General features: G+C 62.4%; 20 protein-coding genes. 11 read left to right on the top strand and 9 right to left on the bottom strand.

The features are described from left to right. Both AC1D3C_RS11820 and AC1D3C_RS11815 read left to right on the top strand, forming a co-directional pair. The coding region (locus AC1D3C_RS11820; RefSeq protein WP_477483002.1) for an integrase core domain-containing protein at nt 1–239 on the top strand (239 nt) is incomplete at its 5' end. A 115-nt stretch (nt 240–354) separates the two neighbouring features. Next, nucleotides 355–1503, top strand: a complete 1149-nt coding sequence (locus tag AC1D3C_RS11815) for a DUF2333 family protein (protein ID WP_477483001.1) — start codon at nt 355–357, stop codon at nt 1501–1503. 15 nt (nt 1504–1518) lie between these two features. Here the strand turns inward: AC1D3C_RS11815 and AC1D3C_RS11810 are convergent, their stop codons facing one another. The 3 genes from AC1D3C_RS11810 to AC1D3C_RS11800 all read right to left on the bottom strand — a co-directional run bounded on the left by AC1D3C_RS11810 (nt 1519) and on the right by AC1D3C_RS11800 (nt 3371). Then, the gene (locus AC1D3C_RS11810; RefSeq protein WP_477483000.1) at nt 1519–1989 is read right to left on the bottom strand and encodes a PAS domain-containing protein; all 471 of its coding nucleotides are present in this window, start codon (nt 1987–1989) and stop codon (nt 1519–1521) included. Nucleotides 1990–2027: 38 nt separating this feature from the next. Beyond that, entirely contained in the window at nt 2028–2693 is a 666-nt protein-coding gene (locus AC1D3C_RS11805) for a helix-turn-helix transcriptional regulator (RefSeq protein ID WP_477482999.1), read from the bottom strand. A gap of 216 nt (nt 2694–2909) precedes the next feature. Then, on the bottom strand, nt 2910–3371 hold the full coding sequence (locus tag AC1D3C_RS11800) for an Lrp/AsnC ligand binding domain-containing protein (RefSeq protein ID WP_038544317.1): 462 nt from the start codon (nt 3369–3371) through the stop codon (nt 2910–2912). 110 nt (nt 3372–3481) lie between these two features. Here AC1D3C_RS11800 and putA point away from each other — a divergent pair, with 110 nt between their 5' ends. From putA to AC1D3C_RS11780, 4 genes are all read left to right on the top strand, one after another. Next, on the top strand, nt 3482–6607 hold the full coding sequence (gene putA / locus AC1D3C_RS11795; RefSeq protein ID WP_477482998.1) for a bifunctional proline dehydrogenase/L-glutamate gamma-semialdehyde dehydrogenase PutA: 3126 nt from the start codon (nt 3482–3484) through the stop codon (nt 6605–6607). A gap of 485 nt (nt 6608–7092) precedes the next feature. After that, nucleotides 7093–9324 (top strand): TonB-dependent hemoglobin/transferrin/lactoferrin family receptor, encoded by a 2232-nt coding sequence (locus AC1D3C_RS11790; protein ID WP_477482997.1) that lies wholly within the window; start codon nt 7093–7095, stop codon nt 9322–9324. Between the two features lie 173 nt (nt 9325–9497). Next, entirely contained in the window at nt 9498–11177 is a 1680-nt protein-coding gene (locus tag AC1D3C_RS11785; protein ID WP_477482996.1) for a formate--tetrahydrofolate ligase, read from the top strand. Nucleotides 11178–11402: 225 nt separating this feature from the next. Beyond that, the gene (locus tag AC1D3C_RS11780) at nt 11403–11780 is read left to right on the top strand and encodes a VOC family protein (protein ID WP_477482995.1); all 378 of its coding nucleotides are present in this window, start codon (nt 11403–11405) and stop codon (nt 11778–11780) included. Nucleotides 11781–12028: 248 nt separating this feature from the next. Here AC1D3C_RS11780 and AC1D3C_RS11775 read toward each other — a convergent pair whose 3' ends face one another. Next, complete coding sequence (locus tag AC1D3C_RS11775; RefSeq protein ID WP_477482994.1) at nt 12029–13243, bottom strand: extensin-like domain-containing protein; 1215 nt, start codon at nt 13241–13243, stop codon at nt 12029–12031. Next, on the bottom strand, nt 13201–13554 hold the full coding sequence (locus AC1D3C_RS11770; protein ID WP_477482993.1) for a hypothetical protein: 354 nt from the start codon (nt 13552–13554) through the stop codon (nt 13201–13203). The genes AC1D3C_RS11775 and AC1D3C_RS11770 overlap by 43 nt, the downstream gene beginning before the upstream one ends. On the opposite strand from AC1D3C_RS11770, the gene AC1D3C_RS11765 reads away from it, so the two are divergent. Next, nucleotides 13554–15743 (top strand): anthranilate synthase, encoded by a 2190-nt coding sequence (locus AC1D3C_RS11765; RefSeq protein ID WP_477482992.1) that lies wholly within the window; start codon nt 13554–13556, stop codon nt 15741–15743. The genes AC1D3C_RS11770 and AC1D3C_RS11765 overlap by 1 nt on opposite strands. 1 nt (nt 15744) lies before the next feature. Then, nucleotides 15745–16248 carry a GNAT family N-acetyltransferase gene (locus AC1D3C_RS11760; RefSeq protein WP_477482991.1) on the top strand — a complete coding sequence of 168 codons (504 nt, stop codon included), beginning with the start codon at nt 15745–15747 and terminating at the stop codon, nt 16246–16248. 4 nt (nt 16249–16252) lie between these two features. Here the strand turns inward: AC1D3C_RS11760 and AC1D3C_RS11755 are convergent, their stop codons facing one another. Together AC1D3C_RS11755 and AC1D3C_RS11750 are read right to left on the bottom strand one after the other, a co-directional pair. Next, nucleotides 16253–16837: a hypothetical protein gene (locus AC1D3C_RS11755; RefSeq protein ID WP_477482990.1), complete on the bottom strand. Its 585-nt coding sequence runs from the start codon at nt 16835–16837 to the stop codon at nt 16253–16255. A gap of 81 nt (nt 16838–16918) precedes the next feature. Further along, nucleotides 16919–17830, bottom strand: coding sequence for a LysR family transcriptional regulator (locus AC1D3C_RS11750; protein ID WP_477482989.1), 912 nt, complete (start codon nt 17828–17830; stop codon nt 16919–16921). A gap of 183 nt (nt 17831–18013) precedes the next feature. On the opposite strand from AC1D3C_RS11750, the gene AC1D3C_RS11745 reads away from it, so the two are divergent. From AC1D3C_RS11745 to queF, 3 genes are all read left to right on the top strand, one after another. Further along, nucleotides 18014–19594 carry an MFS transporter gene (locus tag AC1D3C_RS11745; RefSeq protein ID WP_477482988.1) on the top strand — a complete coding sequence of 527 codons (1581 nt, stop codon included), beginning with the start codon at nt 18014–18016 and terminating at the stop codon, nt 19592–19594. Nucleotides 19595–19738: 144 nt separating this feature from the next. Beyond that, nucleotides 19739–20653, top strand: coding sequence for a cation diffusion facilitator family transporter (locus AC1D3C_RS11740; RefSeq protein ID WP_477482987.1), 915 nt, complete (start codon nt 19739–19741; stop codon nt 20651–20653). After that, a complete protein-coding gene (gene queF, locus AC1D3C_RS11735) occupies nt 20650–21114 on the top strand; it encodes a preQ(1) synthase (RefSeq protein WP_038544303.1) in 465 nt (154 codons plus the stop codon). Before AC1D3C_RS11740 ends, queF begins: the two co-directional genes overlap by 4 nt. A 390-nt stretch (nt 21115–21504) precedes the next feature. Here the strand turns inward: queF and AC1D3C_RS11730 are convergent, their stop codons facing one another. Together AC1D3C_RS11730 and AC1D3C_RS11725 are read right to left on the bottom strand one after the other, a co-directional pair. Beyond that, complete coding sequence (locus tag AC1D3C_RS11730; RefSeq protein WP_477482986.1) at nt 21505–22383, bottom strand: DUF2076 domain-containing protein; 879 nt, start codon at nt 22381–22383, stop codon at nt 21505–21507. 108 nt (nt 22384–22491) lie between these two features. After that, on the bottom strand, nt 22492–23076 hold the full coding sequence (locus AC1D3C_RS11725) for a HupE/UreJ family protein (protein ID WP_477482985.1): 585 nt from the start codon (nt 23074–23076) through the stop codon (nt 22492–22494). Nucleotides 23077–23129 lie beyond the last annotated feature (53 nt).

Genomic DNA, 23129 nt, shown 5'->3' with positions numbered 1-23129 from the left:
GTCAAGTCGAGAGGATGAACCGAACCATCAAGGATGCCACCGTCAGGCGCTTCTACTATGAAAGCCACAATCAACTTCGTCAGCACCTCGCCGACTTCGTCGCCGCTTACAATTTTGGCCGCAGGCTTAAGACCCTCAACGGCCTCACGCCTTACGAGTTCATTTGCAAAGCATGGACTTCACAGCCCGAACGCTTCACCCTCAATCCGCTCCATCAAATGCCGGGACTAAACAGCTAGGCATTCGTTTCTTGCGGTTGCGACGAAACGCTGCGCCCCGTTGTGCTTGTGACGCCGAGCACATATGTGTGAGCCAAGCCCAATCGGATGCACCCCGCCTCACGAGGAGACAGCGATGCTCGACCGGATTACCGCCTTCTTTCAAGGGATCGGCCAGGCCGTCGGGCGAGGCATAGGGCTGTTGATCGCCTGGATCGTCTGGCCGTTCATGGCCGCACATGGGTGGTACCGTCAGCGTCACTGGATGGTGAAGGGCCCGATCCTCGCCTTCCTGGTGCTGATGATCGGGCTCTACGGTTATTTCTTCTGGCAGACGCAGGTCTGGACCAATTTCAACCCGAATTTCGTCGACAGCTACCGCTGGTCGGAGCGCAACGTGCCGGCCGGCCAGGAACTGCCGGCAACGGCCCCTGCAAGCGCCAACGCGACCGCTCCGGCGACCGGCGCGAAACAATGCCAGTCGTCGGCGATCGTCGATGCCGCCGCCGATCTCACCGACATGAACGTCAACCAGAATGCCTGGATTTCCTCGATGCTGCTCTACCGGCTCGGGTTCTTCGGCATCGACTGGGATCACACGCCTTTCCTCGACAACAAGGCTTCCTTCCAGCGGGGCGTCAATCAGGCGGTACGGCGCACCGCAACGGAACTCGTCGATTCGCTTGGGCGCGTGCGCGGCACGTCGAGCATCAACAACAACCTCCAGGACGCCCGTGGCAACCTGCAGTTCGACGAATTTTCCTGGTATTTCGGGCTCAGCCCCTTTGGGCCGAAGACCCCGACCCCAAGCTATTATCGCGCGGCGATCAGCAAGCTGAGGGCGTTCAATACCGATCTGACCTCCTGCAACGCGACCTTCGACGGCCGCGCCGACAACCTGATCCAGTTCATCGACCGGATCGCCAACGATCTCGGCGGCACGTCGGCGATCCTGCGGGAGCGCTCGGAGAACTATAATGCCGGCTGGTTCGATACGCGCGCCGATGACCGCTTCTGGTTCGCCTACGGCCAGCTCTACGGCTATTATGCGGTGCTTGCAGCGGCAGGGGCGGATTTTTCCCAGGTGATCCGCGAGCGTAATATCGGGCCGCTGTGGACCGATACGCTGTCGCAGTTCAAGTCGGCGCTGCGCATCCAGCCGGCGATCATCTCCAACGGCCGCGAGGACGGCTGGATCATGCCGAGCCATCTGGCGGTGATGGGTTTCTACACGCTCAGGGTTCGCTCGAACCTGGTGGAATTGCGCTCGGTGCTCGACCGGTAAGCCGGCCGGTACCGGTCAGGTTTTCGGAAGGCTTGGCTCGTCGAGAAAGAACGTCACGCCGGGACGTTCGGCAAAGAACTCATAGGTCATGCCGACGACCTCGCCACTCGTGCCCGGCTTGTCGCGGAATTTGCCGACGCTGCGAACATATTTGTAGTCCTCCGCATCGGCTCGGATACGATAGATATTGTGGTAGGTCAGGCGCTCGCCGCTGGCGCGCTCGAAGGTTTCCATCAGTTGCGGCATGTCGTCGGGATGGATGCGCGCGGTGAGGGCAACCAAGTTCAAAGGACCGTTCTTCGGCTCCAGTCCGAAGATACGGCAGACGTCTTCGGTCGCGAAGAAGTGGCCGGTATCCAGGTCGATCCGCCAGTAACCGTAGAAACGGAAGGCCGAGGCGAGTTCCACCACCTCGTCGGCCGAGAGCCCCACTTCCTTGTATTGAGTATTGACGCGTTTTTCGGTGTGTTCGACCCAAAACGTCAATCTTTTTCTCCCATAGGCCGGGAGATAACGCCCCAACCTCACACTATGAGTCTCAATCTCAGAGCCTTAGCTACCAACTGGGTGCGGTTGACGCAATCCAGTTTCTTTATGGCATTGGTCATATATGCGTTAACGGTGTGGTCCGAGAGCGAGAGAATCCGTCCGATTTCGGACGATGTCTTGCCCTGTGCCGTCCAGCGGACGACCTCCAGCTCGCGGGTGGTGAGGGGGCCAGCGGTACCGGTCCTGGCACTTCGGCGGATCTTGTCGAAGACATCGAAGGCATGCAGCACGATCATGCCGATCTCGTTGAGCTCCATCTGGCTCAGCCGATGCCGGACGCCGTCGAAGCGCAGCATGAAGCGGCCGCCATCGATCGAATGCACTGCCATCGCGACGCTGGTGATGATGTCGTAGCGGCGCTGCAACTCGTCCATCTCGACCGGCACCGGGAAACCGCGCACGCTTTCGGGATCGTCGATCGACCAACAATAGGGAAGGGCCGATTTCGAGATGATCGGTGCGACCGGGCAAAGCTTCAGAAGCCGACGGCGGTCAAATTCCTGGACATAGCTTACCGGCAGCGTCGTCTCGACGATCATCCGCGACAAAAGCGTCTCGTCCGCTCTGGTGGCAGCGAAAAGCGTGATGTGGCGAAACCCGAACTCGTGGGCAACGCGCTTCATCGCAGCAAATATTTCCAATCGCGAATCCGCGGCGGAAATCTCGCTGTTCAGAATCGATTGCCGTTCCAAAGTGATCATGCGGGCGAGCAGACAGGTGATTTATGTGATCGTTAACAAATATACAAATCGGTTTGAATAGCCAGCGAAATTTCGTGCACTGCAACGGAAACCAGGATGGTTTCCGATATAGGCTCACTTTATTTCCATGAATTCATGGAGTTACGGGGTCAAGATTTATACGGGGATATATCCGGTTCCCTTAATTTCCTCCATGACGGCATAGGTGTGGGTTTCCCTGACCCCCGGAAGCGGGAGAATCACCTCCGAGAGGAACTGCCGGTAGGCTTCCATTCCGGCGACGCGTGCCTTCACCAGATAATCGAAGCCGCCTGCCACCATATGGCATTCCATCACGTCGTCGCTGCGCTTCACCGCGGCGGCGAATGCGTCGAAAACGTCGGGCGTGGTGCGGTCGAGCTTGACCTGTACGAAGACGAGCAGATTGCGCCCGAGCTTTTCCGGCGACAGCAAAGCGCTATAACCGGTGATGTATCCTTCGCGGGTCAGCCGCTTGACCCGTTCGGCGGTCGCCGTTGGAGAAAGCGAGACGCGATCGGCGAGCTCGAGATTGCTCAGGCGCCCCTCTTTCTGGAGCGCCCGGAGGATTTTTCGGTCGAGACGGTCGATGTCTTTCATATTTCGCTACATCTTGCTGAAATTGCCGTGAGATATCTCGTTAATGCCATAAAGATCCGCCGAAATCTCCACGAAATTCCAGCTATGGGGAGAATGAAACGGAGATGCATATGAGCCAGATTCTGACCGAGCCCTTTATTCCCTTCAATGCGCCTTATGCCGGCGACGACGACCGGCTGATCCGGCAGTTCGCCGCCCGCACCAGCTTTACCTCGGCGCAGGATGCGGCGATCGACCAGCGGGCGCGGCGGATGATCAATGCCATCCGCGACGGGGCCGGCAAGGTCGGCGGTGTCGAGGATTTTTTGCGCGAGTATGGGCTTTCGACGCGGGAAGGGCTGGCGCTGATGGTGCTTGCCGAGGCGCTGCTGCGCGTGCCCGATGCCCTGACCCAGGACCGGCTGATCGAGGACAAGCTGCGCGAAGGTGGCTGGAGCACCCATGAGGCTTCCGGCGAAAGCTGGTTCGTGTCGGCCTCCGCCTGGGCGCTCGCGGTTTCGGCGCGCGTCATAGGCCCCGGCGAGACGCCCGAGGGAATTTTGCGCGGTCTCGTCAAGCGCGTCGGCCTGCCGACCGTGCGCACCGCCACCAAGCAGGCGATGCGTTTCCTCGGCCACCACTTCGTGCTCGGCGAGACGATGAAGGATGCGCTTGTCCGGGCCGCCAAGAGCGAGGAGAAAGGGTACCGCCATTCCTTCGACATGCTGGGCGAGGGCGCCCGCACGGCAGAAGACGCCAAGCGTTATTTCCGCTCCTATGCGGACGCGATCCAGTCGATCGGTGCGCATATGAAAAAACACGGCAAGGGCAGGCAGCTTCCCGACCGGATGGGCATTTCCGTCAAACTTTCGGCGCTGCATCCGCGCTACCTCGCCACCCACCATGACCGGGTGATGGCGGAACTGGTGCCTGACCTTCTCGATCTCGCCCGGATGGCCAAGGAACACCAGCTCAACTTCACCGTCGACGCGGAAGAGGCCGACCGGCTGGAACTGTCGCTCGACGTGATCGCCGCCACCTTCTCCGATCCGTCGCTTTCCGGATGGGACGGGTTCGGCCTGGCGATCCAGGCCTATCAGAAGCGGGCGCCCCAGGTGATCGACTATATCGACCAGCTCTGCACCATGCATGGCCGACGGATGATGGTGCGGCTCGTCAAGGGCGCCTATTGGGACACCGAGGTGAAGCGGGCGCAGGAGCGGGGAATCGAGGACTATCCGGTCTGGACCCGCAAACCGGCGACGGACCTTGCCTATCTCGCCTGCGCCCAGCAGCTTCTCGCCAAGCGGGCGCGGATCTTTCCGCAATTTGCCACCCACAACGCGCTGACCGTCTCGACTATCCTGGAACTTGCCGGCCCCGACCGCACGGGCTTCGAGTTCCAGCGGCTGCACGGGATGGGCGAGGCGCTTTACGACGACCTGCTCGAAAGCAACGACCGGATCGCCTGCCGCATCTATGCGCCGGTCGGCGGTTATCGCGACCTGCTTGCCTATCTCGTCCGCCGGCTTCTGGAAAACGGCGCCAACTCCTCCTTCGTGGCGGTTGCGGGCGACAAACAGGTACCAGTCGAAAAGCTGCTGGAACGGCCGTCGGCGCGGCTCGGCCTCGATGACGGAATCAGCGCCCGGCATAAGCAGATCCCGCTTCCCTCCGACATCTACGGCCGCCGCAAGAACAGTGCCGGTTTCGAATTCGGCCACCGGGTCGAGCTCGAAAGGCTGATGGCCAGCGTTTCCAAGCCGTGGGGCGAGGTGAAGGCGGGGCCGCTGGTAGCAGGCGTCACCTCCAAGGCGGAGGAAAAGCCGGTTCGGTCTCCCTCAGATCGTTCGAAGATCGTCGGCACCGTGCGCGATGCGACGCCGGCCGATGTGGATGCAGCCTTCACGGCTGCGGCCAAGGCTTTCCGGGCCTGGTCGCGCCAGCCGGTGGAAATCCGCGCTGCCTGCCTGGAGCGAGCCGCCGGGCTGATGGAGGAAAACCGCGACCGGCTGCTGGCGCTGCTGGCCGCCGAGGCCGGCAAGACGCTGGATGACGGGATTGCCGAAATCCGCGAGGCGGTGGATTTCTGCCGCTACTACGCCGACAAGGGCCGGGAGCTATTCGCCATGCCCACGACGATGCCGGGACCGACCGGCGAGGACAACCGCCATTTTTGGCGCGGCCGCGGCGTGTTCGGCTGTATTTCGCCGTGGAACTTCCCGCTGGCGATTTTCCTCGGGCAGATTTCGGCGGCGCTGGTGGCCGGCAATACGGTCGTCGCAAAGCCGGCGCCACAAACGCCGCTGATCGCCCATGAGGCGATCAAGCTGTTCCACCAGGCAGGCGTTCCGGCCGAAGTGCTGGCACTGGTGCCGGGCGGCCCGGATGTCGGCTCGGCGATCACTGCGCATCGCAAGCTCGCCGGTATCGCCTTCACTGGTTCGACGAAGACGGCGCACGCGATCAACCGGGCGCTGGCCGCCAAGGACGGGCCGATCGTGCCTTTCATCGCCGAGACCGGCGGCATCAACGCGATGATCGTCGATGCGACGGCACTTTCGGAACAGGTGGCGGACGACGTGGTCGTTTCGGCGTTCCGCTCCGCCGGCCAGCGCTGTTCGGCGCTGCGCATCCTCTTCCTGCAGGAGGATATCGCCGACGGCATGCTGAAGATGATCGAGGGGGCGGCGGCCGAGCTCAATCTCGCCGACCCGGCGAAACAGAATACCGATGTCGGGCCGATCATCGACGAGAACCAGAGACAAATGCTGGCCGATCACGTCGCGGACATGCGGGCGAGAAAGCAGAAGATACGTTACGCCGGGGGGGAGGCGCCGCAGACCGGCAATTTCTTCGCCCCCCACATCATCGAACTCGACAGCGCCGCCGTGCTGACCAAGGAAGTGTTCGGCCCGGTCCTGCATGTGGTGCGCTGGAAGGCGAAGGAGTTCGACAAGGTGCTTTCGGCGATCGACGCCACCGGTTACGGCCTGACGCTCGGCATTCACAGCCGCATCGAGGCGACAATCCGCAAGGTGACGGAGGCGCTCGACACCGGCAATGTCTATGTCAACCGCAACATGATCGGCGCTGTGGTCGGCACCCAGCCTTTCGGCGGCTCCGGCCTTTCCGGCACCGGCTTCAAGGCGGGTGGCCCGGCCTATCTGATGCGGTTTGCCGAAGAGCAGGTGATCTCGGTCAACACCGCTGCCGCCGGCGGCAACGCCAGCCTGATCGCCATCGGGGAGGGGTGAGACGCGACGGCGCAGCCGGCAAAACGCTCCAGTGGAGCGTTTTGAGCGTCGAACGCGCCGAGCCCAAGCGAGGCGCCGGGAGCAGGAACGGTCCGGCGCAGCCGGAGCAATCGATCCAGTGAATCGATTGCAGTGACGAACGCGCGGAGCGAAAGCGAAGCGCCGGGGGCGTTTTGGAGCCAGATACGGCAGACCATCTCTTGCCCCCCGCGGACGGCGCGACTACCCAGAACCAAAAGGCTCGGAGCGATCCGGGCCTTCTTGCATTCGGTCCTGTTGTATTTTTGCCATCGGACCAGCCTCGCATAAATATGATGATTAGAGTCATGTTTTAATAATTGACAATAACACTCATGTTTTCTAATGGCATGAATAAGGCATTTCCTGCCTTCCGCCACATTCTTGCCAGAATTGAAAAGGGCCGCCGCCTTTCCGGTGCGTTCGCGCGCGCCAACGGTTTCGCGTGCCCTGTTGAAAGGACAGTCATGGTCACGCGACGTCTGCGATCCACCCTTGCCACCTGCACCGCGCTCGCGGTGTTGTCCCTCGCCTGCGGTGCGGCCGCCCAGCAGGCTACCCAGCCCCAGACGGACACGACGCTGAAGCCGATCGTGCTGAAGGGGAAACGGGTGAAGGCGGGGGATCCCGAAAGCACGCCGCTTGCCACGCAAACCACCGAAGCGCAGATCGACAACAAGCAGATCCGCAGCATCGAGGACCTGGGCCGCACGATCGATCCGGGCGTGAACTTCAGCCGTGCGACGAACTCATTGAACATCCGCGGTCTGGAAGGCAGCCGTGTCACGACACTCGTCGACGGTATTCCGTTGACCTACCTGCGTGACAACGCGCGCAGCAATAGCGGCGGCGCCGATACCATGGATTTCTTTGCGCTGACGGCAGTCAATGTCGTGAAGGGCGGGGATTCGAGCCGCATAGGCGACGGGGCGCTCGGTGGCGCGCTTCTCGTTCGCACCTTGGAGCCGGAAGACCTCATCGGCGAAGGCAAGGATTGGGGCGGCAAGGTAGGCACCGGTTATGACAGCATGGACAAGAGCTGGTACGGAGGCGCCGCGGTCGCCAAGAAGATCGAGAACACCTCGATCATGTTTCTGGGTACCTACAAGAAGGGTCATGAGCGCCAGAACCACGGTTCAGTCGGGGGCTTCGGCCCGACACGCACGGCGACCAATCCGGCCGACTATGATCAGAGCAACCTGCTGTTCAAGCTGCGTCGGGATACCGAATCCGGTCATCGGTTCGGCTTCACCGCTGAGCGTTTCTCGACCGAGAAGGATATCGATTTGCGCCAGGCGCAGACGTTGACCGGCAACTATCGTCCCGGAAACCACGAATCCGGCGAAGAAAACCGCCGCACACGTGTTTCGCTCGACTACGAATACGACGCGCCGAGCACTGACGGACTGATCGACGCTGCGCAGGCGACGCTTTACTGGCAGCGTCAGGAGCGGGCGCTTACCCAGGATTCGTTCCGCTTTACGACAGTTCCCGGCATCTACACGCGCGACAACCAGATAGAAGAAGCCGGCGTCGGCTTTACCGGGTTCCTGGACAACAACTTCCGGACGGGAACGGTCGACCATGTCTTTACGCTCGGCACGAACATCTTCCTGTCGAGGGCAGAGCAATATTCCGCGGGCGTCGACTCATGCCCGGCCGCGCCGCCCTATGCTGGTGTCTTCGCGGGGTGCGCCAATCTGCACACCAATCAAGCGGATATGCCGGATGTGGACAGCACCAAGATCGGCATCTACGCCCAAGACCGCATGACGTTTGGCGACAGCGGCTTCTCGTTGACGCCAGGCCTGCGTTTCGACTGGTATGATCATTCGCCGAGGAACACCCCTTCCTTCACTAATAACGCATCCAACCCTTCCATGCCGGGCGGTTCGCAGGATAGCGCATTTTCACCCAAGTTGCTGGCCGAATATCAGCTTAATGATGACGTCACGCTTTTCGCCCAATGGGCGATGGGCTTCCGTTCGCCCACGGCGACCGAGCTTTATCTGAGCTATGGAAGCGTCGGCAGCTACGCGTCGATCGGCAATCCCGATCTGGAGCCGGAGACCAGCAGCGGGTTCGAAGTGGGCTCACGCCTGGGCGACGACAATTTCGGCGGTTCGGTGAACTTCTTCTATACCCGCTATAAGAACTTCATCGATGGGCGGAACCTGACGGCTGCGGAAATCATCGCTCGTGGTCTCAACCCGCTCGATTACCAATTCTTCCAGCAGCAGATCAACCTGTCCAAGGTCGAGATCTTCGGGGCAGAGTTCTCGGCTCATAAGCGCTTCGACAGCGGCTTCAACGTCCGCGCCGGGCTGGCATTCACACGCGGTATCGACCTCGTCAACCACACCCACCTCGCTTCCGTCGCACCGGTCAAGGCAATCGTCGGCGCAGGGTACGAGGCAGAGACCTGGGGCGTCGACGTGCTGTGGACAGGTGTCGGCAACGTTTCCTACAAGTCCAGCGCCACCTACAAGGCAGCGGGTTACGGGCTTGTCGACCTGACGGCATGGTGGGAGCCCGAGCAAGTCAAAGGCCTGCGCATCAATGCCGGCATCTACAACCTGTTCGACAAGAAGTATTGGGACGCACTCAACAACAAGAGCACGACGGTACCGGCGGCCACCGCAGACTACTATTCCGAGCCGGGGCGCACCTTCAAAGTCTCGCTGACCCAGCGATTCTGATCCGGACAAAGGGGCGGGGGCGCCTGAGAAGGGTGGTGCGAGCGATCGCGCCGCCCTTTTCCTTGTGCACGTTCCCGGCAGCTATCCGGTTGCGGCTATTCACATAGCCTTTCCTTCGCTAACCATAACCGCAAGGACATGTTTGATCCGAAAGCACTTGGGGGAGCGAAGCTATGGCAGAGGTCAGATCCGACATCGAAATCGCACGCGCCGCGAAAAAGAAGCCGATCACGGAGATCGGCGCGAAGCTCGGCATCCCCGTCGAGGCGCTCGCTCCCTATGGCCACGACAAGGCGAAGGTCGGGGCGGAGTTCATCGCGTCGCTTTTGGGAAAGAAGGATGGGAAGCTGATCCTCGTGACCGCCATCAACCCGACGCCGGCGGGCGAGGGGAAGACGACCACCACCGTGGGCCTCGGCGACGGGCTGAACCGGATCGGAAAGAGGGCGGTGATCTGCGTGCGCGAGCCTTCGCTTGGCCCCTGTTTCGGGGTCAAGGGTGGAGCGGCCGGCGGCGGATATGCGCAGGTCATTCCGATGGAAGACATCAACCTGCATTTCACCGGCGATTTCCACGCCATCACGTCTGCCCATAACCTGCTGTCGACGATGATCGACAACCATATCTACTGGGGCAATGCCGAGAACATGGATACAAGGCGGATCAGCTGGCGGCGGGTGATGGACATGAACGACCGGGCGCTGCGCCAGACGGTCGTATCGCTCGGCGGCGTCGCCAACGGTTTTCCACGCGAGAGCGGCTTCGATATCACCGTCGCCTCGGAAGTGATGGCGATCCTGTGCCTGGCGGCCGACCTCAAGGACCTCGAAAGGCGGCTCGGCGACATCGTCATCGGTTACCGGTTCGACCGCTCGCCGGTGTTTGCCCGCGACCTCAAGGCCGACAAGGCGATGACGGTACTGTTGAAGGACGCGATGCAGCCGAACCTGGTGCAGACGCTCGAAAACAATCCGGCCTTTGTGCATGGCGGGCCGTTCGCCAATATCGCCCATGGCTGCAATTCGGTGATCGCCACGCGCACGGCGCTGAAGCTCGGCGACTATGTGGTGACGGAAGCGGGTTTCGGGGCCGATCTCGGCGCCGAAAAATTCTTCGACATCAAGTGCCGCAAGGCGGGGCTGAAGCCGAATGCGGCCGTCATCGTCGCCACCGTGCGGGCATTGAAGATGAACGGCGGGGTGAAAAAAGAGGATCTGGGCCAGGAGAATGTCGAGGCGCTGAAGCGGGGTGCTGCCAATCTCGGCCGCCATATCGCCAATGTGCGGAAATTCGGCGTGCCGGTGGTCGTCGCCATCAACCATTTCACCTCGGATACGGAGGATGAGATCGCCGCCGTCAAGGACTACGCAGCGCGGCACGGCGCCGACGGCATCGTCTGCCGGCATTGGGCCGAAGGGTCTGCCGGCATCGAGGAGCTTGCCCTCAAGGTGGTCGAGCTTGCCGAGGGCGGCCAGGCGAAATTCCAGCCGCTCTATCCCGATCACCTGCCGCTCCTCGAAAAGATCGAGATCATCGCCTCGAAGATCTATCATGCCGGCGAAGTCACTACCGACCGGGGCGTGCGCGACCAGTTGAAGGCCTGGGAGGAGCAGGGTTACGGCGACCTGCCGATCTGCATCGCCAAGACGCAATATTCCTTCTCGACCGACCCCGCCTTGCGCGGTGCGCCGGAGGGTCACATCGTGCATGTGCGCGAAGTGCGGCTTTCGGCCGGCGCCGGTTTTGTCGTCGCGATCACCGGCGAGATCATGACCATGCCCGGTCTGCCGCGCGTGCCGTCCGCGGAACGCATCTTTCTGAACGAGGATGGTTTCGTGGAGGGGTTGTTCTGAGGGGGATGAGGGCTTGAGCGCCCGAGCCGGCTCGTGTTAAAGCTCATCCGTCGAAAAAGGCAGGGCCGGATATGGTAAGCACGGCCCCTTCCGCAAGGAAGCTCTGATCCTTCGGTCCACCGTTGAGAACCCGCGACGAGAAACGGCACATCCCGTGCCGCTCTCGGCGGATTCTCGTGGCCTTTTCCGCGTCGCGTTCCGTCGGGGTAACCTCGCGAGAAAACGTTGCGTATGAACCATATCGATATCCACGTGCCCGACGTTGCGGCAACCAGCGCCTTCCTCGTCCGGCATTTCGGCCTGACTCTGCGTGAGATGCGCGGCGCGAACGGCCTGGCCATCCTCAACGACGATTCAGGCCTCGAAATCGTCGTCAGCCACCCGGTCGAGAAATTCGGCGGGGCCGAGCAGCAGGCGCTCGGGGTCGTCACCTACCATCTCGGTTTCATCCAGCCGGAGAAAGCCGAGGTCGACAGGCTCTACCGGGAATTGAAGGACGGTGATGCCGAGCTGGTGGGGGAGCCGCGGGAGATGCGCGGCGGGTACCTGTTCTATTGCCTGGCGCCCGGCCGGGTGATGATCGAGGTAGGCTGGCGGGGTTAGAGGTTTGGCTTGTTCCTCGGCCGCGTCCAGGGCGGTATTGGGAGGAGCGGAGACAGCGCGGCATATGTCCTTCTCCCCGCTTGCGGGGAGAAGGTGCCGGCAGGCGGATGAGGGGTCGCTATCCCTCGGCTGCCGGCATGAATTTCAGATCCGGCGCATCCTCAGGCTCATTCAACCTGCCGCGCCGTCGTCTCAATCTCAACGTCCGCGTAGCCGGTATGCGTGCGTTGTGGCGGGCGGCAGACGGCCTACCGGCAATACCGATATCCATCCTTCCGCTCCAGAACGTCGAGATGCAGATGGTTCTGGTGGGCGGCGTCGCTGCCTGGTGACAGGACGGTGGTGAAGTGGAGGCAGGCGCCGGCAGTAGCGGTGCGCTGGAAGGCGCCTTCCATGGTCGAGTCCTCGGCCCTAGGCTTCATCTCCAGCTTCTCGCCGTTGTCGAGCTTGAACGCGGCGACGTCGAAGGCGTTGCCGCGGGCATGTTCGGAAATCTTGCCGGTCGAGGCGCTGTTGCGCAGGCGGCAGGCGTAGGTGGAGCCGGGCACCAGCCCGGTGATCCTGCGGCCCGGCATGGCGATATTGAGCGCCGGCTGGACGGTGTCCTTCAGCCAGTGCGCCAGACTGACCGCCGTCTTGCAGCGCATCGTCGCACCGCCGACCTCGACCCCCGGCAGGACTGTGGCAACATCAATCGGGCTCTCTATGCCGCAGCCATTGCCTTCGTCGATCGGATCGGTGGCTTCGAATTTCGCGCCGAGCGAGGTGAGTTCGGCGAGGCAGGCCTTCAGCTCTTCGGGGTCTTCCTTGACAAGTGGTGGCGGTGGAGGTGGCGGAGGGGCTTCTGCCTTCTGCTCGTCCGGTTGCTTGCCGTCTTCCTTGCCGTCCGGCTTGGTTTCGCTCTGCTTGGTCTCCTCCGGCTTTGCCGCATCCGTTTTGGGCGTCGCCGCCTGGCCAGGTTTGTCAATCGGCTGCGCCTCGGCGGCCGTGGCGCCCGGCTTTGGCAGGGGCTTCGGAACTTCGGCCTCATGGGCCGGCTCGGAAGCGGTGCCGGGTTGCTCGACAACGGGCGGCTTTTCAGGATTTTCGGCCGGATTTTCGCTCAACCGGTTCTGCGCCACGGGTGCCGGCGCCTCGGGAACGGTGGGTTTTTCGGCGGGGCGCTCCGCCTGCTGAGGCGCCTCGGTCGGTTTCTGCACTTCTTCGACGGGCTTCGGGATCGGCAGGGGAACGTTTGCCAGCGCCGGCGGTTCGGGAATTGCAGTGCGTCCCTGTGATCGCGGGGACGCGCGGCGGCGCGGTGCGCGATCATGCGATCCGTCCTGCAGAAGGCGGGTCAGGAAGTTCACCTCCACGATGCCGGGCGGGACGTTGGAGTGTTGGGGTATCGGTCTTTCGGGCGGCAACCCGGCCCCGATGATCAGGGGCAGGCCTGCGAGAATTGCGATCCACGGATGCTGCATGCCGTATCCTTCTCGGCTGCGTTTCTTCGATCCTTGCGGGACGCTAAACGCCTCTCTCCGGTTTTGGTCGCATCGCAGCGCCAGAATTCTGTTTCCGGCTCGTGGAAATTCGCTTGCGTGGCTCGAAAACCCCAGCTAACAATTCGGCCCATGATGAACTCGATGACCATTGCTAACTGGTGGCCGGCACGCTCAACGCGGCCTTGACCAGTCATGTCCATCGACAAGACCACAAGCCGCCCGGAACCCGAGGCGGCTTTTTTGTTATCCGCCGCAGGCACCCGGGCAAAGACATTGGAGAGGCAGGACAATGGTAACGATCATTCGGGATGACGGTTCGGAGGTCTACGAGACGAGGGGCGGGATTGCGGTCAGCCGCCAGCGGCGCGCCGCACCTTATGCGGATGCGATCTCCTCCTATGTCGACAGGCTCGACGAACGGCGCGGCGCGGTGTTTTCCTCCAATTACGAATATCCGGGCCGTTATACCCGCTGGGATACGGCGATCGCCGATCCGCCGCTTGGGATCTCCTCGAATGGCCGCAGGGTGTGGATTGAGGCCTTCAACGGCCGCGGCGAGGTGCTGCTCGGTTTCGTCGCGGACAAGCTGAAGACGGTGGCCGAACTGACGCTCGGGGAGCGGACGGTCCGGCGCCTCGATCTCACCGTCAACGAGCCAACGCGCGTGTTCACCGAGGAAGAGCGCTCGAAGATGCCGACGGTGTTTTCCGTGCTGCGGGCAATCGTCGACCTGTTTCATTCGGAAGCGGATTCGGCGATCGGCCTGTTCGGCGCCTTCGGTTACGACATCGCCTTCCAGTTCGACGCGATCAAGCTTTCGATGCAGCGGCCGGAAGACCAGCGCGACATGGTTCTGTTCCTGCCCGACGAGATTCTCGTCGTCGACCATCATGCCGCCAAGGCCTGGATCGACCGCTACGACTTTTCCAAGGACGGCGTGACGACGGAAGGCAAGGACCAGGAGATCGCGCCCGATCCGTTCCAGCGCAATGATACGATACCGCCGAAGGGCGACCATCGGCCCGGCGAATATGCGGCGCTCGTCACCAAGGCGAAGGAAAGCTTTCGTCGCGGCGACCTGTTCGAAGTGGTGCCGGGGCAGAAGTTCATGGAGCGCTGCGACTCGAAGCCTTCGGAAATCTCCAACCGGCTGAAGGCGATCAATCCGTCGCCCTATTCCTTCTTCATCAATCTCGGCCATCAGGAATATCTGGTCGGCGCCTCGCCGGAAATGTTCGTGCGGGTGTCGGGCCGGCGTATCGAGACATGCCCGATTTCGGGCACGATCAAGCGCGGCGAAGACCCGATCGCCGACTCGGAGCAGATCCTCAAGCTCCTGAACTCCAAGAAGGACGAGTCCGAGCTCACCATGTGCTCGGATGTCGACCGAAACGACAAGAGCCGCGTCTGCGAGCCGGGGTCGGTCAAGGTGATCGGCCGCCGGCAGATCGAGATGTATTCGCGGCTCATCCATACCGTCGACCATATCGAAGGGCGCCTCAGGCCCGACATGGACGCGTTCGACGGTTTTCTCAGCCACGCCTGGGCCGTCACAGTCACCGGTGCGCCGAAGCTTTGGGCGATGCGGTTCATCGAGAACCACGAAAAGAGCCCGCGCGCCTGGTATGGCGGGGCGATCGGCATGGTCGGTTTCAACGGCGACATGAATACCGGGCTGACGCTGCGCACCATCCGCATCAAGGACGGCATTGCCGAGGTGCGCGCCGGCGCGACGCTGCTCAACGACAGCGATCCGAACGAGGAAGAAGCCGAAACCGAACTGAAGGCCTCCGCCATGCTGACAGCGATCCGTGATGCAAAGGCCGGCAATGCGGCGAAGGCCGGCCGCGACGTGGCGCGAGTAGGCCAAGGGGTCAAGATCCTGCTCGTCGACCACGAGGATAGTTTTGTCCATACGCTCGCCAACTACTTCCGCCAGACGGGTGCGACTGTCTCGACCGTGCGCACGCCGGTGCCGGAAGAGGTGTTCGACCGCTTCGATCCGGATCTCGTCGTGCTCTCGCCCGGGCCTGGCAATCCGAAAGATTTCGACTGCAAGGCGACCATCAAGATGGCGCGGTCGAAGGGCCTGCCGATCTTCGGCGTCTGCCTCGGCCTGCAGGCGCTCGCCGAGGCCTATGGCGGCGAGCTTAGGCATCTGGCGGTGCCGATGCACGGCAAGCCGTCGCGCATCCGCGTGCTGGAGCCGGGTATCGTCTTTTCGGGGCTCGCCAAGGAAGTCACTGTCGGGCGCTATCACTCGATCTTTGCCGATCCGAAGACGCTGCATCCGGATTTCATGATCACCGCCGAAAGCGAGGACGGCACGATTATGGGTATCGAGCACGTCAAGGAGCCGGTGGCGGCCGTGCAGTTCCACCCGGAATCGATCATGACGCTCGGCGGCGATGCCGGCATGCGGATGATCGAGAACGTCGTGGCACATCTGTCGCGGCGGGCAAAGACCAAGGCGGCGTAAGGTGTCGGCCGAAGCCATCGCGATCGACTCTATCCGCGAGGACCATATCGAAAGCTTCCACAAGGCGCTCGACACGGTCTCGCGCGAGCGGAAATATCTGACCTTCCTGGAGGCGCCGCCGCTCGAAAGCGTGCGGACATTCGTGCTCGACATGATCGAGAACGGCCATCCGCAGGTCGTCGCCGTTGCCGGCGGCGACGTGGTCGGCTGGTGCGACATCCGCCGGTATCCCCAGCCGACGCATGCCCATTGCGGCACGCTCGGCATGGGCATCATCCCCGGCTATCGCGAAAAGGGGCTCGGCACGCGGCTGATCCGCGCCGCGGTCGGGCAGGCCCGAGACCGCGGCTTCCACCGCGTCGAGTTGCATGTGCACGCCGACAACCTGCGGGCCATCGCGCTCTATGAAAAGGTAGGCTTCGTGCGCGAGGGCGTGGCGCGCGACGCGGTGAGGATCGACGGGCGGTATATCGACAGCATCGGGATGGCGGTGGTTTTGAATTGAATGATTAAGTTGCGGATTTTTCAATTAGATCGTTAAGTTGATTTAGCGTATTTTTGTCCGGCTTCTTCGTAAAGATATTCCGGAATTTTAGCTTCATCTCAGGTGAGTACAAAACGTAACCTGCAAGATTGGCGAGTAGTTGGTTAGTATATTGGGCCCTATTTGAAAAATCCCGCAGGGCGTGAATATCAAGTGCTGATTTGTCTCTTCCGACAAATGTCTTCCACGGCATTAGTTTTGAGACAACAGGGGAAGGCATTTTTCCCGCTTGGTCGCGGGGGCCATCTTGATACACCTCTACCCAATGGACAATTTTATTCCGCATGGCATCGAGATTCTCGATACGCTCTCGGGTTCCCTTCCAAAAAGGCAGAGCTTCGCTGACCGATTGCTCTATCAGTTCTTCAACTAAAACTAAACGAGATCTGGAATTTAACATGCCAGATGCGATGGAAATCGCCTGTTCATGTTGGATTTTTAGCAATATCGAAATTATCGCAATATAGTTATGCTCCATTGCGATGTATTTTTCTATGGCGTCGAGTCGCGCGGCTTTGAATGCGGATATCTGAACTTGTTCTTGTTCCATGGTTAAAGTAGCGAATCCTAAGATAAATCAGGAGAGCCTGTCTCGGCAATCTATGTTATACTGGCACTGAGTGGTAGTCACTTACGAGGATAGCTTCTCGCATCTCTCCGCAAACAGTTTCTCGCTCAAAAAATCGACGAGGACCCGGACTTTCGGCGACAGGTGCCGACTGGAGGGCCAGAGGAGGTGGAACTGGCCGGGGGCGTTGAGGTGTTCGTCGAGGATCGTCCGCAGCCGGCCGTCGGCGACGGGTGCCCTTGCCAGGAAGTCCGGCATGCAGCCGATGCCGAGGCCGGCGATGACGGTGCTGCGCAGTGCTTCCATGTTGTTGCAGGTGAGCGCCGTGCGCAGGTGCGGCTCCGCGCCTTCGGGCGGCAGGGTGACCGGCAAATCCTGGATCTTACGGCTGTTCGGATAGCGGAAACGGATCGCCAGATGGCCGTCGAGTTCGCGCGGGCATTCGGGAGTGCCGTGGCGTTCCAGGTAGGAAGGCGCGGCGCAGAGAAGCATCTGGAAAGGCCTGAGTGTCCGTGACATCAGCCGTGAATCCGGCAGGTTGCCGCTGCGGATCGCCACGTCGACCTCTTCGTCGATCAGGTCGACGACCCGGTCGTTGAAATCGAGATCGAGTTCGATCTCGGGGTAACGCTCGACGAATTCCGGCAGGACCGGCAGCAGAAGATGATAGGTGACGATCGGCACGCTGACCCTGAGTTTTCCGCGCGGCACGGCGATGGCGCTTGCAAGCGAGGCTTCGGCATCGTTCAGGTCGTCCAGCACGCGACGGCAGCGTTCGTGGAACAGCCGGCCTTCTTCGGTCAGGCGCAAGCTGCGCGTCGAGCGCTGGAAAAGCCGGACGCCGACATCCTTTTCGAGATTGGTGACGGCCTTGCCGACCGCCGAAGCCGAAAGACCGAGCACGCGGCCGGCTGCAACGAAACTGCCGAGATCAGCGGTGCGCACGAAGGCCGTCAGTCCACCCAGGCGATCCATAACCATCTCCCATTCGAGCGTTTTCTTCCGTCATATAAGGAACAGACGGAGGATTTTCTAATCATTGTGTCAAAACTATCTTGTGTTGGTCAATCGATACCCTTCCGGCCGGATCGGTTTAGGTGACGGCTTCTCCCAGGCCGCCAGCCTTTCTTTTTGCTCCAACACAGCGGAATCTCGGATATGAGAGACAACACACATGCTGCAACGGCGGCCGGACGGCTGTTCGTTCTGTTCGCAGTCTGCTGCGCGGCGGCCGCCATGCCGCTCACCTTCACCGGCACGGCCGTCGGCCTGCCCGCCATCAGCCGGGCGCTCGGCGGCAGCCCGATTGCCCTCAACTGGGCCACCAATGCCTTCATGCTTTCCTTCGGCAGCACCCTGATGGCCGCCGGCGCGCTCGCTGACAGTTATGGGCGCAAGCGAATTTTCCTGAGCGGCCTCGGTATCTTCGCGCTGTTTTCGATCGGTCTCGCCTTCGCTGGCGATATCGTCTGGTTCGATGTGCTGCGGGCGCTGCAGGGCATCGGCGCGGCAGCCGCCTTTTCTGGCGGCATGGCGTCGCTCGCGCAGGAATTCGACGGCGCGGCACGGCTCAGGGCTTTCAGCATCGTCGGCGCCAGTTTTGGCATCGGGCTCGCCTTCGGGCCGATCGCATCGGGATGGATGATCGCCATGTTCGGCTGGCCGGCAATCTTCTTGCTGGTCGTCGCGCTGGCGGCGGTGGCACTGATACTCGGCGCAATCTTCATGCGGGAATCGCGCGATCCCGATGCTTCCGGTCTCGACTGGAAGGGGGCGCTCAGTTTCACCGCGGCGTTGACCGCTCTGACCTTCGGCGTGCTGCGGGCGCCGGAAAGCGGCTGGGGCGACCCGCTTGTCATCGTCATGCTTCTGGTAGCCGTCCTGCTTTTCCTCGCCTTCGGCTTGATCGAACGGACCGTGGCGCGGCCGATGCTCGACCTCACGCTGTTCCGTTATCCGCGTTTCGTCGGTGTGCAATTGCTGGCGGCGGCGCCGGCCTATGCGTTCGTGGTGCTGCTCATCCTCCTGCCGGTGCGATTCATCGGCATCGAAGGCATGGACGAGATCGCCGGCGGGCGGATGATGATCGCGCTGTCCGGGCCGCTCCTCGTCCTGCCGATCGCCGCCGGGCTGCTGACGCGCTGGTTCGCGCCGGCGACGATTTGTGGCGCCGGCCTTGCGGTTTCGGCGGCCGGCCTGCTCTGGCTCAGCCAGTTTCCGGTGGGCTCCGCGCCGGTGGCGCTGATTGCGCCGCTCGTGACGATCGGCGTCGGCATCAGCCTGCCCTGGGGCCTGATGGATGGTCTCGCCGTCAGCGTCGTGCCGAAGGAAAGAGCCGGCATGGCGACCGGCATTTTCAGCACCACGCGGGTTGCCGGCGAAGGCGTGGCGCTTGCGGTGGTGACGGCGGTGCTTTCGGCGCTCACCAGCGCGAACCTCGGCAGCGGCGCCGGCGACCAGGCGGGCGCGATTGCCCAGCGGCTGGTGACCGGCGACCTGCGGGATGCGGCGGGACTGCTGCCGTCGATGGGACAGGTGGCCCTGCTGCAGGGTTACAGCCACGGGTTCTCCTCGCTCCTGTGGCTGCTGACCGCGATCACGGCACTGACAGCGGTCGTGGTGTTCCTTTTCCTCGGGCGGGGAGGGGAGACGGCGGAGGGTCTCGCGGAGGAGGCGGAACTGGCCGCCGCTGCCGCGACGCGATCCGACGAGAACCGATTACGCCAGCCGGCCCTTTGACAAACGGCCTTTGACAAACCGGTTCATCTGAGCCATATGCAGGCTATCCGGAACCGCCGCAGCGAGACGATCTCGCTGCGGCGGTTTCGCCGTTTTGGGCCATCGGTCCTGCAAATCATTCGCACGCGCAAAAAGGAAGACATCGTGGCGAGGGAAGTCAAAATCGTCGAGCGGCTGGCTTTCTGGGGCATGCCGCTGTCGCTCGGCGTCATGTTCTTGAAGATGCTGGCCTGGTGGGTGACAGGCTCTGTCGCGCTGCTCTCGGACGGGCTGGAATCCTTCGTCAATGTCGCCGCCGCCTTCATCGCCTATTTCGTCATCCGCTATGCGCAGCGGCCGGCAGACCACGACCATCAGTTCGGCCATCACAAGGCGGAATATATCTCGGCGGTCGTTGAAGGCGGGTTGATCATCGTCGCGGCGTTCCTGATCCTCAGCGAGGCCTGGGACGGACTGTTCTCGCCGAAACTGCCGGATGCGCCGGTGCTGGGCCTGGCGATCAACGGACTGGCGGCGGTCATCAATGCCGTCTGGGCGACGACGCTGATCCGGGTCGGCACCGCCCATTATTCGCCTGCAATGGCAGCCGATGGCCGGCACATCATGTCCGACGTGGTGACTTCGGCCGGGGTCTTCGTCGGCCTCGTCCTCGCCGTTGCCACGGGATACGCGATCCTCGACCCGGTGCTCGCCATCCTGGTCGCGATCAACATCCTCTGGCAGGGCTACAAGGTGATCGCCCACTCCATCGGCGGGCTGATGGACCGGGCGCTGGAGCCGGACGAGGAGGCGGCGGTGCGCGAGGCGATCGCCACCCATTCGGTCGGCGCGCTTGGCGTCCACGACTTGAAATCGCGCCGGGCGGGGGCGGCTGTCTTCATCGATTTCCATCTGGTCGTACCGGCTGGCATGAGCGTCGCAGAAGCGCATGCGATCTGTGACCGCTTGGAAGATGCGATCAAAGCGAGTATTGCCGGCGCCACATTGGCAATCCATGTGGAGCCCGAAGGCGAGCGTGCCCATGGACAGAAAGTAGACGTTGAAGGAACAGGCAAATGACGATGACCGATGTCACCGGGCTCTCGCAGCTCGGATCCCAGGTGGAGGCTCCGCGGAGCCCCGAGACCGCAGTGCTGGAAAAGGTGCCGAACGGCAACCAGGGCACCGATTACGTGGTGCGCTTCACGGCGCCGGAATTCACCTCGCTCTGCCCGATGACCGGCCAGCCGGATTTCGCGCATATCGTCATCGACTATATTCCGGACGGGTTCCTGGTGGAATCGAAGTCGCTGAAGCTGTTCCTGCATTCGTTCCGGAACCACGGCGCGTTCCATGAGGACTGCTCGATCTACATCGCCAAGCGGATCGTCGATCTGCTCGCCCCGAAGTGGCTGAGGATCGGCGCCTACTGGTATCCGCGCGGCGGCATTCCGATCGACGTGTTCTGGCAGACGGGCGAGGCGCCGGCAGGCGTGTGGCTGCCGGAGCAGGGGGTCGCGACATATCGCGGGCGTGGGTGAGGCGCAACGGCTTGCCGGCAAAACGCTCCAGTGGAGCGTTTTGAGCGCCGGGATGGTGCGGCAGGCTCTTTCATCCCGTCACTTCAAAACCGAGCGAGTGTGGCGTGCGATCGACATTGATGTTGGAATCCGCCAGCCCCCCTCTGCCCTGCCGGGCATCTCCCCCACGGGTGGGGAGATCACAAGCGGCACGACCGCCGCTTTCAAAGAACGGCTGCGGGGAAAGAGACGTCAGATTAAAGGCGACGAGAAGGCCGCCAGCCGATCTCCCCCCTTGAGGGGGAGATGCCCGGCAGGGCAGAGCGGGGCGGACGCACTCCAACGTCGAAGGTAGGCCTTCCGTCCTTACATCAAGGGACCCGGCGCTTCAGCCACCGCAGAGCCTCTCACTCACACATCCATCGAATCGTCGCTGCCCATGTCGCTGTTGTCGAAATCGGCCTGGTCGTCGGAAAAGTCGTCGTTGCCGTAATCGGCCTGCTGGAAGCCGGCATTCGAGCCAGAATTGTCGGGCCCATCGTTGGTGTTGGCGGCTGTGCTGTCGTTACCCGAGGCTTGGCGCACCGCGTCATCCCCGAAATAGTTGTTGTTGATGACGGTTTCCTCGACGGGACCGTTGCCGCTGCCGAACGGGTTGCTGCCGGCGAGCGGCGAGCCCCAGCCGAGGGAGTTCATGTGGCTGCCGAAAATGCCGGAGAGCGAATTGGCGAGCAGCATGCCGCCCGCGACGCCGGCTGCGGTGCCGAGCGCGCCGCGCAAGAAGCTGCCACCGGCTGACGGTACCGACGTCTGGCCGCTCCAGGGGGCGACAGGCGGCGGGGGCGCGCGATAACCGTCATCATAGTCGCTGCCGGTGCGGTAGTTCTGGCGTGGGGTGCTGCCCCATGGGCCCGACTGAGGGCCTGCCTGGGGCGCTTGCAGCGGACCGGGGCCGGTTCGAAGACCGGGCTGCGGGGCGGGGGATTGCTGTGCCTGGCCAGTGCCGAAGATCGAACTCAAGAACCCGCCGCTCTGTTCGGCACGGTGATGATCGCTCGTCTCCGCTTCAAGCTGGCGGACGCGGTCTTCCAGTTCCTTGATGTGGTTGGAGGCGGCTTCCAGGCCCTTTTCCTGCACGATGACGGCCTGTGCCAGGTAGTAGGTGGCGTAGGGCTGTTCGCGGGTGGCCTGGTCGATGAGGGTTTCGGCGTCGCGGTCGCGCGGGGTGGCTGCGGCGGTGCGGACGCGATCGAAAAGGGTGGTCAGGAGCTGGCGTTCTTCCGGTGACATGCTTGCCTCCTTGGGGGCGTTTGCCGTGGACAAGAAGGTAGGCAGGGATTCCGGCATTTCAAAGCCGGAATCCCTTACATTTCGGTAATCTTAGCGCGGGACCGGGGCTCACGCGAATGCCAGCGACATACCGAGAAGCGCGGTCGCGGCGCCGAGGATACGGGCGATATAAGGGCTGAGGCGGGCAATGCCGAGGCCGAGCGCGATGCCGGCGGCATGCAGGAGGGCGGTGGCGATCATGAAGCCGATGCCGAACTGCAAGGCGCCTGCCGAGCCAAGTTCGCCGCCATGGGCGTGACCGTGGAACAGCGCGAACACGCCGACGACGGCAGCTGCCGCCGTAACCGGCAGTTTCACCGCCGTTGCAACAAGCAGGCCAAGCCCGATGACCGAGGCGAGGATCGCCGGTTCGACGAAGGGAAGGCTTATGCCGCCGAGCGCGAGCAGGAAACCGGCGGCCATGGTGCCGACGAAAGCTGCGGCGACGATCCACAGCGCATTGCGGTTGCCGTCGGTTCCGATCTGCGCCGCCCAGAGGCCGACTGCGACCATGACCAGGATATGGTCGGCGCCGAACAGCGGATGGGAGAAACCGGCGAGGAGCGATCCGTGTTCTGCCGGATTGAGATGCGCGAAGGCAGGTGCGGTGGCGGCGGCAAGAATGGCGGCGGCGAGCGAAAGGCGTTTCAGCATCTGGGTCCCCTGGAAATTATGTGCATGCGGAATGACTGCGAAGATAGGCAAGG

The organism is Neorhizobium sp. P1_A6 (assembly GCF_056406795.1).
The sequence above is the reverse complement of the archived record's forward strand: the minus strand, read 5'-3'. Positions and strand labels throughout refer to the sequence as shown.

Excerpts from the sequence above, each read along its gene's own strand:
- AC1D3C_RS11790 (WP_477482997.1), top strand. The coding sequence starts at position 7,093 with ATGGTCACGCGACGTCTGCGATCCACCCTTGCCACCTGCACCGCGCTC.
- AC1D3C_RS11750 (WP_477482989.1), bottom strand. The coding sequence starts at position 17,830 with ATGGATCGCCTGGGTGGACTGACGGCCTTCGTGCGCACCGCTGATCTC.
- AC1D3C_RS11800 (WP_038544317.1), bottom strand. The coding sequence starts at position 3,371 with ATGAAAGACATCGACCGTCTCGACCGAAAAATCCTCCGGGCGCTCCAG.
- AC1D3C_RS11785 (WP_477482996.1), top strand. The coding sequence starts at position 9,498 with ATGGCAGAGGTCAGATCCGACATCGAAATCGCACGCGCCGCGAAAAAG.
- AC1D3C_RS11815 (WP_477483001.1), top strand. The coding sequence starts at position 355 with ATGCTCGACCGGATTACCGCCTTCTTTCAAGGGATCGGCCAGGCCGTC.
- AC1D3C_RS11725 (WP_477482985.1), bottom strand. The coding sequence starts at position 23,076 with ATGCTGAAACGCCTTTCGCTCGCCGCCGCCATTCTTGCCGCCGCCACC.
- queF (WP_038544303.1), top strand. The coding sequence starts at position 20,650 with ATGACGATGACCGATGTCACCGGGCTCTCGCAGCTCGGATCCCAGGTG.
- AC1D3C_RS11755 (WP_477482990.1), bottom strand. The coding sequence starts at position 16,837 with ATGGAACAAGAACAAGTTCAGATATCCGCATTCAAAGCCGCGCGACTC.
- AC1D3C_RS11730 (WP_477482986.1), bottom strand. The coding sequence starts at position 22,383 with ATGTCACCGGAAGAACGCCAGCTCCTGACCACCCTTTTCGATCGCGTC.
- AC1D3C_RS11765 (WP_477482992.1), top strand. The coding sequence starts at position 13,554 with ATGGTAACGATCATTCGGGATGACGGTTCGGAGGTCTACGAGACGAGG.
- putA (WP_477482998.1), top strand. The coding sequence starts at position 3,482 with ATGAGCCAGATTCTGACCGAGCCCTTTATTCCCTTCAATGCGCCTTAT.
- AC1D3C_RS11775 (WP_477482994.1), bottom strand. The coding sequence starts at position 13,243 with ATGCAGCATCCGTGGATCGCAATTCTCGCAGGCCTGCCCCTGATCATC.
- AC1D3C_RS11745 (WP_477482988.1), top strand. The coding sequence starts at position 18,014 with ATGAGAGACAACACACATGCTGCAACGGCGGCCGGACGGCTGTTCGTT.